Origin of the sequence: Kitasatospora sp. NPDC057223, from assembly GCF_042669755.1 — a bacterium.
Lineage (GTDB): Bacteria > Actinomycetota > Actinomycetes > Streptomycetales > Streptomycetaceae > Kitasatospora.
In genome coordinates this window covers 1-9,781 of sequence record NZ_JBHUWW010000210.1, presented here as the reverse complement: position 1 = coordinate 9,781, position 9,781 = coordinate 1, and the positions used below count along the sequence as shown (strand labels likewise).

The window sequence follows — 9,781 nt, the reverse complement described above, 5'->3', positions numbered from 1 at the left end:
GGCCCCGCGCAGTGCCGCGGGGCGGCTCCCCGGCTCCGCCGCCGCTGCCGCGCCGATCGCCCAATTCCCCATCATCTGACGAAACTTCACCAAACCCCCACCGATCTGCCGCCCGCCCCGTACGCTGATTCCGCTACCGGGTGGGGTCGGCGGCCGTAGCAGGGGGGCTCACGATGGGACGGATCCGCGTCCTGGTGGTCGACGACCACCGGATCTTCGCCGAGGCGCTGGCCGCGGCGCTCGCCGCCGAGCCCGACATCGAGGTCGGCGCGGCCGGCAGTGCCGGAGCCGCCGAACGGGCCCTGGAGCGGGCGGCCCGCGAGAAGCGCCCCTTCGACGTCGTCCTGATCGACGCGGACCTCGGCGCGGCCGACCGCCCCGGCATGCCGGTGCCGCGCCGCCCGGCGCCCGGCGCGGCGCTGCCGCCCTCCGTCCCGCCACCCGCGCCCGGGGTGCCCGTCACGCCGGCCGCACCGGCGGACCCGCCGTACCGGCCGGCCGAGGGCGCCGCCCCGCCCTCCGACGGCATCACCCTCCTCGCCCGCGCCCGCCGCAACCACCCCGGCCTGCGGGCCGTCGTCCTCGCCACCGCCGACGACCCGCACCGCGCGGCCCGCGCGCTGCACTCGGGCGCCTGCGGCTGGGTCGCCAAGGAGAGTTCGCTCGCCCGCCTCACCGCCGTCGTCCGCGGCGTCCTGCGCGGCGAGACCCACCTCCCGCCCGCGCTGCTCACCGGCGTCATCCGCGAACTCACCACCGCCCGGCGCGACCGCACCGAGAGCGAACGCCTCGTCGACACCCTCACCCCCCGCGAGAAGCAGATCCTGCGCTGCATGGTGGCCGGCCTCGGCCGTCAGTCCGTCGCCGAACGCCTCTACCTCTCCCCGCACACCGTGCGCACCCACATGCAGAACGTGCTCGGCAAGCTCGGCGTGCACTCCACCCTCGCCGCCGTCGCGATCGCCCGCCGGGCCGGTGTCAGCCCCACCGACCCGGGCCCGCGCACCGCGCCGTCTTCCGTCGCCTCGACCACCGCACCCGGCGCCGGCTGATTCATCCCCGCAACACCCAGGTACCGACCGAGCCAGGTCCGTCAGGTCACAGGGAATACCGGAGGAACGATGTCGCCGAACAGCACCTCAGCGCGCCCTGACCCCGTCCGGAAGATCCACGACGACCTACCGCCGGCCAGGCCGCCCGGTCCGCCGGCCGGCCTGCGGACCCTCGTCGTCGGCGCCGGATCGGCCGGCACCGCCCTCGTCCGGGATCTCGGCCGCACCCCCGCCTTCGGGCTGACCCCGGTCGGCGTCCTCGACGACGACCCCGCCAAGGCCGGCCGTGCCATCGGCGGCGTCCCCCTCCTAGGCCCGCTCACCGACCTCACCGAACTCGCCGTCCGGCACCGCGCCCAGGTGGTGGCCCTGGCCATCCCCGGCCTGCCGGCGGGGCGGGTCCGCACCCTGGCGACCGCCGCGGCGGCGGCCGGCGCGGCCGTCCGCTACCTCCCGTCCTTCCTCTCCGCGCTGCGCCGGGAGGTGGTCGGCTCCGACATGCGCGGCCTGGACGTCAACCGGCTGATCGGCCGCCACGAGGTGCACGTCGTCTCCTCGGACATCCGGACGGTCATCGAGGGCCGCCGCGTCCTGGTGACCGGTGCGGGCGGCTCGATCGGCAGCGAACTCTGCCGCCAGGTCAACGCGTTCGGGCCGAGCGAGCTGTACATGCTGGACCACGACGAGTCCAACCTGCACCGGCTGCAACTGGAGATCTGGGGCGAGGCGCTGCTCACCGACCACTCCCTGGTGATCGCCGACATCCGGGACCGCCCGCGGATCCAGCAGATCTTCCGCGACCTCAAGCCGGAGGTGGTCTTCCACGCCGCCGCCCACAAGCACCTGCCGCTGCTGGAGCGGCACCCGTCGGAGGCCGTGAAGTCGAACGTCCTCGGCACCGACCACCTGGTGGAGGCCGCGCTGGCGACCGGCGCGGAGCGGTTCGTGCTGATCTCCACCGACAAGGCGGCCGACCCGACCTCCGTGCTCGGCGCCAGCAAGCGGCTGGCCGAGCTGATCGTCCAGGCGAACGCCCGGGACGCCCGCGGTCTCGGCACCGGTGTGTTCTCCGCCGTGCGGTTCGGCAACGTGCTCGGCTCGCGCGGCTCACTGCTGTCCGTGCTGGCGGAGCAGATGCGCAGCGGCGGGCCGGTCACCGTCACCCACCCCGACGTGACCCGGTTCTTCATGACCATCGAGGAGGCGGTCGGCCTGGTGCTGGAGGCGGGCCGGATGGCGCGCGGCGGGGAGGTGTTCGTGCTCGACATGGGCGATCCGGTGCGGATCGTCGACCTGGTGCACAACTTCGCCGCGCAGGTCCAGCTGGGTGCCGAGGAGGTGGAGATCCGCTACACCGGCCTGCGGGCGGGGGAGAAGCTCAACGAGGCGCTGTTCTCCGAGGGCGAGGTCCGGCTGCCGACCGAGCACGCCCGCATCTACGCCACCGCGGTCGACCCCGCGGCGCCGGCCGGTACCTGTCCGGAGGACCTGGCCGGGGGTCTGACCGGCCTGTACGAGGCGGCCGCCGGGAACTGCGACGCCGAGGTGCTGCGCCGTCTCGCCGGCCTGCTGCCCGGCTACCGCGCCCCGCAGGAGGCCCCGGTGCCCGCGCTGAGCAGCCCGTACCCGGACGGCTTCTGAGCGTGCGGCCGGCGGTGGTGGGGCCTGGCGGCCCGTCAGCGCCGCCGGGCGCGAGGTGACGGGAGCGGCCGGGCTCAGCCCGGGACGTTGTCGAACGGTGCGACCAGCCGGCGCAGCAGGCCCGCCAGCTCGCCCTGCTGGCCCGCCGAGAGCTCGGCCAGGAGGGCCCGCTCGTGGGCGAGCAGCCCGGCGAGCGCCTGGTCGGCGCGGTCGCGGCCGTCGTCGGTGAGGCGGACCAGCACGCCGCGGCGGTCGTCCGGGTCGGGGAGGCGCTTGACCAGGCCCTTGCCGGTGAGGCGGTCGATGCGGTTGGTCATCGTCCCGGAGGTCACCAGGGTCTGGGTGAGCAGCTGCCCGGGGGAGAGCTGGTACGGGGAGCCCGCCCGCCGAAGGGCCGTCAGGACGTCGAACTCCCACGGCTCCAGGCCGTGCTCGGCGAAGGCGGTGCGGCGGGCGCGGTCCAGGTGCCGGGCGAGCCGGCTGACGCGGCTGAGCACCTCAAGTGGTTCCACGTCGAGGTCGGGGCGCTCTCGGCGCCATGCTGCGACCAGGCGGTCGACCTCGTCCTCCATGTGGATCAGTGTATCGGGGGATGTGTCGATGTGAAGTCTCTTGACGTCGAGAAATGTTAAGCGCATGCTGCGGGTGGATATCTTGATGTCGAGATACTTGTGAGGCCCGCCATGACCACCGTCCACTGGGACCCGGCGCAGTACCTCCGCTTCGCCGACGAACGGACCCGGCCGCTGCACGACCTGCTGGCCCGCGTCCCCGTCCTCCCCGAACCGGCCCGCCCCACCGTCCTCGACATCGGCTGCGGCCCCGGAAACTCCACCGCCGTCCTGCGCGCCCGCTGGCCGCAGGCCCGGATCACCGGCATCGACAGCTCACCGGAGATGCTCGCCGCCGCCCGCAGCACCGGTGAACCCACCGCCGACTACCTCCTCGCCGACGCCCGCGGCTACGACCCCGCCCCCGCGAACCCCGACCTGATCGTCAGCAACGCCACCCTGCAGTGGCTCAACCCCGACGTGGACGGTCGGCGGCGGCAGGGCTCCGCGCCGAAGGCGGGCCAGGGGGAGCGGCCGGCCGGGCACACCGCACTGCTGCGGCGCTGGGCCGGCGCCCTCCGGCCCGGGGCCGTGCTCGCCTTCCAGGTCCCCGGCAACTTCGACGCCCCCAGCCACACCCTGCTCGCGGAGCTGCGCCGCAGCCCGCGCTGGCGCCACCTGCTCGGCGCCGAACCGACCCGGGCCGGCGTCCACCGGCCGGGCGAGTACCTGGACACCCTCGCCGGGGCCGGCTGCCGCGCCGACGTCTGGGAGACCACCTACAGCACACTGCTCAGCGGCCCGGACCCCGTCCTGGAGTGGGTCAGGGGCACCGCCCTGCGTCCCGTCCTCGGCCGCCTCGCCGACCCGGCCGACCAGGCGGCCTTCCTCGCCGAGTACGGCGCCCTGCTCCGCGAGGCCTACCCCGCGGGGCCGCACGGCACGGTCTTCCCGTTCCGCCGGATCTTCGCCGTGGCCGTCAGGGACTGAACGGGCCACCGCAGCCGTGCCCGCTCAGGCCTGGCGGTCGCCGACCAGCTTCGGGTGGCGCTCCATGCCCTCCAGGCCGTGCCAGGCCAGATTCACCAGATGGGCCGCCACCTCGGCCTTGCCGGGCTTGCGCACCTCCAGCCACCACTGGCCGGTCAGTGCCACCATCCCCACCAGCATCTGCGAGTACATCGGCGCCAGCCGCGCGTCGAAGCCCCGGGCCTTGAACTCCAGCCCGAGAATGTCCTCCACCTGCACCGCGATGTCGCTGATCAGCGACGCGAAGGTGCCCGTCGACTGCGCCACCGGGGAGTCCCGGACCAGGATCTTGAAACCGTCCGTCGAGGTGTCGATGTAGTCCATCAGCGCGAACGCCGCCTGCTCCAGCAGCTCCCGGGAGTGCCCCCCGGTCAGCGCCCCCGTCACCATGTCCAGCAGCAGCTGCATCTCGCGGTCGACCACCACCGCGTACAGCCCCTCCTTGCCGCCGAAGTGCTCGTACACCACCGGCTTCGAGACACCCGCACGCTCGGCGATCTCCTCCACCGAGGTGCCGTCGTACCCGCGCTCCGCGAACACCGAGCGGCCGATGTCGAGCAGCTGCTCCCGCCGCTGCTTGCCGGTCATCCGGACCCGGCCGCCGCGCGGCCGGGCCGCCGCCGGGGCGGCGGAGCGCTGACGGGCGGACCCCGCGGCAGCCCCCGTCCGCGAGGTCCGCCGGCCGTCTGCGCTTTCTCCGCTGCTCCCGTTCACCCCTACATCATGCGGCAGCCGACGCGTCATGCGGCGCGGCGGGCGGCGATCCGCTCCGCGTCCGGCCAGCGGACGTCCCGCGCCCACCCGGCCTGCTCGAACCACCGGATCAGCCTCGCCGAGGAGTCGATCTGTCCGCGCAGCACGCCGTGCCGGGCCGAGGTCGGATCCGCGTGGTGCAGGTTGTGCCAGGACTCGCCGCACGACAGCACCGCCAGCCACCACACGTTGCCCGAGCGGTCCCGCGACTTGAACGGCCGCGCGCCGATGGCGTGGCAGATCGAGTTGATCGACCAGGTCACGTGGTGCAGCAGCGCCACCCGCACCAGCGAACCCCAGAAGAACGCCGTCAGCGCGCCCTGCCACGACATCGAGACCAGGCCGCCGACCAGCGGCGGGATCAGCATCGACACCAGCGTCCAGAGCCAGAACAGCCGCGAGATCCGCCTTATGGCCGGGTCCGCGATCAGATCCGGCGCGTACTTCGACTGCGGGGTCTGCTCCTCGTCGAACAGCCAGCCCATGTGCGCCCACCACAGCCCCTTCAGCAGGGCCGGGACGCTCTCGCCGTACCGCCACGGCGAGTGCGGGTCGCCCTCCTGGTCGCTGTACCGGTGGTGCTTGCGGTGATCGGCCACCCAGCGCACCAGCGGCCCCTCGATGGCCAGGCTGCCGGCCACCGCCAGGGTCAGCCGCAGCGCCCGGTTCGCCTTGAAGGAGCCGTGCGTGAAGTAGCGGTGGAACCCGATGGTGATCCCGTGGCACGCGACGAAGTACATGACGACCGCGATCGCCAGATCCGTCCACCCGAGCCCCCAGCCCCAGGCCACCGGCACCGCGGCCAGCAGGGCGAGGAACGGCACGGCGATGAACAGCGCGAGCGTGATCCGCTCGGCCGCTCCCTGCTTCTCGCCGCCGCGGGTGGCGGACAGCAGTCGGTCGGGCGAAAGGTCTGGCGCGGGGGAACGCTCGTGGCCGGCCTGGACAGTCATGGGGCATCCCTAGAGCGAGGGGGGAAGGAGCCTACGTGGGCGTAACCTACGGCATCGTAGGTTGAGCGGTGCCCCCAAGGGAAGTACCGCGCGGTGGGCGCCAACAGGCCTTTAGCGATATCACCCGAACGGATGGGCGCCCCCGGAACCCGCCGGTAGGCCCGGCCTGCCCCGCAAGACTCCGGCCATGCGCGCCAAGACGGAACAACAGGAGACGGCCCGCCGCCTGCGCGGCGAAGGCCGGACGTACGAGGAGATCCGGGCGGAGCTGGGGGTCTCGAAGAGTTCGGTGTCGCTGTGGGTGCGGGACGTCCCCGTGCCGGATGCCGAGGAGGCCCGGCGGGAGCGGATGCGCCGTGCCTCGGAGACCCGGTGGGGGCCGGTCCGCATGCAGCGGGACGAGGAGCGCCGGGCGACGAAGGCGACGGCCGCCGCCGAGATCGGACCGTTGAGCGACCGGGACCTCTTCCTGGTCGGGGTGGCGCTCTACTGGGCGGAGGGGAGCAAGGACAAGCCCTACGACCGCCGGGAGGGCGTCGCGTTCATCAACAGTGATCCCGGCGTGGTGGCGGTGTACCTCTCCTGGCTGCGGCTCCTGGGGGTCGGCGAGGAGCGGTGGCGCCTGCGGGTCTCGATCCACGAGAGCGCCGACGTGGCCGCCGCCGAGCGGTTCTGGGCGGAACTCGCCGCGGTGCCGGTCGGGTTCATGCGGCGGGCCACCCTCAAGCGCCACAACCCGGGGACGGTGCGCAGGAACACCGGGGACGGCTATCGCGGGTGCCTGGTCATCAGCGTGCTCGGCAGCGCCGACCTCTACCGCAGGATCGAGGGCTGGTGGAACGGCATAGCCGATACACAGCGCACGGCGGACTCCGGTAGGGTCTGAGCAACTGTCCGCCGTGGGGTAATTGGCAGCCCGCAGGCCTTTGGAGCCTTGCAGTGATGGTTCGAGTCCATCCGGCGGAGCCTTGAACCGGGGCAGGGCCCTCCGAGGCCCTGGCCTCGGCGTTCGGCTGTGGCGGCCCGGCTATCCTCTGAAGCGCCGGGGCACGGACGTGCGGACTTCTGCGCCACCGGCTGCTCTGCCCTCTCTGTGAACCGACCGAGGAGCCTCCGCGTGAGTGCCAATTCCCCTGCCGCTGTCATCGTGCTCGCCGCCGGTGGCGGTACGAGGATGAAGTCGAACAGCCTGCCGAAGGTCCTGCACGAGGTGTGCGGCCGGTCGCTGGTGGGCCATGCGGTGGCTGCTGCCGAGGAGTTGACCCCGAGGCAGCTGGTCGTGGTGGTGGGCCACATGCGCGAGAAGGTCGAGGCGCACCTGGCCGCCGGGTACCCGGCGGCGCGTGCGGTGGTGCAGGCGGAGCAGAAGGGCACCGGTCACGCGGTGCGGACGGCGCTGGAGGCGCTGGCGGCGGACGGTGTGCAGCTGGACGGCACGGTGGTCGTCACGACCGGTGACGCGCCGCTGCTCACCGGCGGGTCGCTGGAGGCGCTGGTGGCCGCGCACACCGAGCAGGGCAACGGGGTGACGGTGCTGACGGCCGTGGTGCCGGACGCGTTCGGCTACGGCCGGATCCTGCGGGACGAGGCGGACGGCGCGGTGGCGGCGATCGTCGAGGAGAAGGACGCGACGGACGCCCAGCGGACGATCTCGGAGATCAACTCGGGGGTGTACGCGTTCAGCGCGAAGCTGCTGGCGGAGGCACTGGGCCGGGTGACGACGGGCAACGTGCAGGGTGAGGAGTACCTCACGGACACCCTCGGGATCCTGCGCGAGCTGGGCCACCGGGTGGGTGCGGTGGTGGCCGGGGACTACCGGGACATCCTGGGGATCAACGACCGGGTGCAGCTGGCCGAGGCGCGCCGGCTGCTGAACGACCGGCTGGTGGAGCGGGCGATGCGCGAGGGCGTGACGGTGGTGGACCCGGCGTCGGTCTGGCTCGACGTGCAGGTGTCGTACGAGCCGGACGCGGTGGTGCTGCCGAACACGCAGCTGCACGGGGCGACGCATCTGGGCGAGGGCTGCGAGGTCGGCCCCAACTGCACGCTGCGGGACACCCGGGTGGGCGCGGGGGCGCATGTGAGCAACACCACGGCGGACCGCGCGGAGATCGGGGACGCGGCCTCGGTCGGCCCGTACGCGTACCTGCGCCCGGGGGCCAGGCTGGCCCGGGGCGCGAAGGTCGGCACGTACGTGGAGATCAAGAACTCGGAGCTCGGCGAGGGCGCGAAGGTGCCGCACCTGTCGTACATCGGGGACACCACGATCGGTGAGGGCACCAACGTGGGCGCGGCCTCCGTGACGGTGAACTACGACGGGGTGAACAAGCACCGGACGGTCATCGGGGCCCACTGCCGCACGGGTTCCGACAACATGTTCATCGCTCCGGTGACGGTGGGGGACGGTGCCTACACGGCGGCCGGCTCGGTGATCACGAACGACGTGCCGGCCGGTGCGCTGGGTGTCAGCCGGGCGCAGCAGCGCAACATCGACGGCTGGGTGGCGCGCAAGCGTCCCGGGTCCTCGTCGGCCCGGGCGGCCGCTGCCGCGCAGGGTGGTGCGGGGGAGGCCGGGGAGGCCTGACGGGGCCCGACGGGCCTGGTCGCGGGGTCCGAGGGCTGGTACCGGAGCGGACGCTCACCGCCCGGGCGCGTAACCTGGAGGACATACGTGCGCCATTGGGCTTGATCGCCTGGTCGAGGCGTACCGCTAATCCCCGACCTTCATCGCTTCAGGTGGCTGCCTGCCCGCGGTGCGGCGGGTTCATGTGCGTAAGCAACGCGAGGAGACGGTGCAGTGAGCGGGATCACGACGTCGGGTGAGAAGAAGCTGAAGCTCTTCTCCGGCCGTGCCCACCCTGAGCTGGCGAGGGAGGTGGCCGCATCACTGGGCACCGAACTCGTCCCGACCAAGGCCCTGGATTTCGCCAACGGTGAGATCTACGTCCGGTTCCTGGATTCCGCGCGCGGTGCGGACTGCTTCGTGATGCAGAGCCACACGGCTCCCATCAACCAGTGGATCATGGAGCAGTTGATCATGATCGATGCGCTGAAGCGGGCCTCCGCCCGGAGCATCACCGCGATCCTGCCGTTCTACGGGTACGCCCGCCAGGACAAGAAGCACCTCGGCCGGGAGCCGATCTCGGCCCGTCTGGTGGCGGACCTGCTGGCGGCCGCCGGTGCGGACCGGATCATGGCGGTGGACCTGCACACCGCGCAGATCCAGGGCTTCTTCTCGGGGCCGGTGGACCACCTGTTCGCGCTGCCGCTGCTGGCGGACTACGTGGGCGGCAAGGTGGACCGCTCGAAGCTGACCATCGTCTCGCCGGACGCCGGCCGGGTGAAGGTCGCCGACCAGTGGTCGGACCGGCTGGGCGCGCCGCTGGCGATCATCCACAAGCGCCGCGACATGTCGCAGGCGAACACGATCCTGTCGGCCGACGTCGTCGGTGACGTCAAGGGCCGGGTCTGCGTCCTGGTCGACGACATGATCGACACGGCGGGGACGATCTGCGCCGCCGCCGACGCGCTGTTCGACAACGGCGCGGCCGACGTGATCGTGGCCGCGACGCACGGCGTGCTGTCGGGCCCCGCCGCGGACCGGCTGAAGAACTCCCGGGTGAGCGAGTTCGTGTTCACGAACACGCTGCCGACGCCGGGTGAGATCCAGCTGGACAAGATCACCACGCTGTCCATCGCGCCGTCCATCGCGGCCGCGATCCGCGAGGTGTTCGAGGACGGTTCGGTGACGAGCCTCTTCGAGGGCGTGCACTGACGATCTGTCCGTCGGCGGCCCCGGCCC

The 9,781-nt window shown here is 72.9% G+C and carries 9 protein-coding genes and 1 tRNA gene; 7 read left to right on the top strand and 3 right to left on the bottom strand.

What is annotated here, in order from left to right:
• Positions 1–173: 173 nt before the first annotated feature.
• Together ACFUK0_RS38190 and ACFUK0_RS38185 are read left to right on the top strand one after the other, a co-directional pair.
• The gene (locus tag ACFUK0_RS38190; protein ID WP_380258334.1) at positions 174–1,052 is read left to right on the top strand and encodes a LuxR C-terminal-related transcriptional regulator; all 879 of its coding nucleotides are present in this window, start codon (positions 174–176) and stop codon (positions 1,050–1,052) included.
• Positions 1,053–1,121: 69 nt separating this feature from the next.
• Positions 1,122–2,693, top strand: coding sequence for a polysaccharide biosynthesis protein (locus ACFUK0_RS38185; RefSeq protein ID WP_380258332.1), 1,572 nt, complete (start codon positions 1,122–1,124; stop codon positions 2,691–2,693).
• Between the two features lie 74 nt (positions 2,694–2,767).
• Here the strand turns inward: ACFUK0_RS38185 and ACFUK0_RS38180 are convergent, their stop codons facing one another.
• The gene (locus ACFUK0_RS38180; RefSeq protein WP_380258330.1) at positions 2,768–3,265 is read right to left on the bottom strand and encodes a MarR family winged helix-turn-helix transcriptional regulator; all 498 of its coding nucleotides are present in this window, start codon (positions 3,263–3,265) and stop codon (positions 2,768–2,770) included.
• Between the two features lie 111 nt (positions 3,266–3,376).
• On the opposite strand from ACFUK0_RS38180, the gene ACFUK0_RS38175 reads away from it, so the two are divergent.
• Positions 3,377–4,234, top strand: coding sequence for a methyltransferase domain-containing protein (locus ACFUK0_RS38175; protein ID WP_380258328.1), 858 nt, complete (start codon positions 3,377–3,379; stop codon positions 4,232–4,234).
• Between the two features lie 24 nt (positions 4,235–4,258).
• Here ACFUK0_RS38175 and ACFUK0_RS38170 read toward each other — a convergent pair whose 3' ends face one another.
• Both ACFUK0_RS38170 and ACFUK0_RS38165 read right to left on the bottom strand, forming a co-directional pair.
• On the bottom strand, positions 4,259–5,017 hold the full coding sequence (locus tag ACFUK0_RS38170) for a TetR family transcriptional regulator (RefSeq protein WP_380258326.1): 759 nt from the start codon (positions 5,015–5,017) through the stop codon (positions 4,259–4,261).
• A complete protein-coding gene (locus ACFUK0_RS38165) occupies positions 5,014–5,979 on the bottom strand; it encodes an acyl-CoA desaturase (protein ID WP_380258324.1) in 966 nt (321 codons plus the stop codon). Before ACFUK0_RS38165 ends, ACFUK0_RS38170 begins: the two co-directional genes overlap by 4 nt.
• A 187-nt stretch (positions 5,980–6,166) precedes the next feature.
• Here ACFUK0_RS38165 and ACFUK0_RS38160 point away from each other — a divergent pair, with 187 nt between their 5' ends.
• The 4 genes from ACFUK0_RS38160 (at position 6,167) to ACFUK0_RS38145 (ending at position 9,754) form a co-directional block, all read left to right on the top strand.
• Positions 6,167–6,865, top strand: coding sequence for a hypothetical protein (locus tag ACFUK0_RS38160; protein ID WP_380258322.1), 699 nt, complete (start codon positions 6,167–6,169; stop codon positions 6,863–6,865).
• Between the two features lie 7 nt (positions 6,866–6,872).
• Positions 6,873–6,945 (top strand) — tRNA-Gln (locus ACFUK0_RS38155).
• A 151-nt stretch (positions 6,946–7,096) separates the two neighbouring features.
• A complete protein-coding gene (gene glmU / locus ACFUK0_RS38150) occupies positions 7,097–8,563 on the top strand; it encodes a bifunctional UDP-N-acetylglucosamine diphosphorylase/glucosamine-1-phosphate N-acetyltransferase GlmU (protein ID WP_380258320.1) in 1,467 nt (488 codons plus the stop codon).
• Positions 8,564–8,776: 213 nt separating this feature from the next.
• Positions 8,777–9,754 carry a ribose-phosphate diphosphokinase gene (locus ACFUK0_RS38145; protein ID WP_380258318.1) on the top strand — a complete coding sequence of 326 codons (978 nt, stop codon included), beginning with the start codon at positions 8,777–8,779 and terminating at the stop codon, positions 9,752–9,754.
• Positions 9,755–9,781 lie beyond the last annotated feature (27 nt).

Coding starts and splice junctions, on each gene's coding strand:
- ACFUK0_RS38190 (WP_380258334.1), top strand. CDS start 174: ATGGGACGGATCCGCGTCCTGGTGGTCGACGACCACCGGATCTTCGCC.
- ACFUK0_RS38180 (WP_380258330.1), bottom strand. CDS start 3,265: ATGGAGGACGAGGTCGACCGCCTGGTCGCAGCATGGCGCCGAGAGCGC.
- ACFUK0_RS38185 (WP_380258332.1), top strand. CDS start 1,122: ATGTCGCCGAACAGCACCTCAGCGCGCCCTGACCCCGTCCGGAAGATC.
- ACFUK0_RS38165 (WP_380258324.1), bottom strand. CDS start 5,979: ATGACTGTCCAGGCCGGCCACGAGCGTTCCCCCGCGCCAGACCTTTCG.
- ACFUK0_RS38170 (WP_380258326.1), bottom strand. CDS start 5,017: ATGACGCGTCGGCTGCCGCATGATGTAGGGGTGAACGGGAGCAGCGGA.
- ACFUK0_RS38175 (WP_380258328.1), top strand. CDS start 3,377: ATGACCACCGTCCACTGGGACCCGGCGCAGTACCTCCGCTTCGCCGAC.
- ACFUK0_RS38160 (WP_380258322.1), top strand. CDS start 6,167: ATGCGCGCCAAGACGGAACAACAGGAGACGGCCCGCCGCCTGCGCGGC.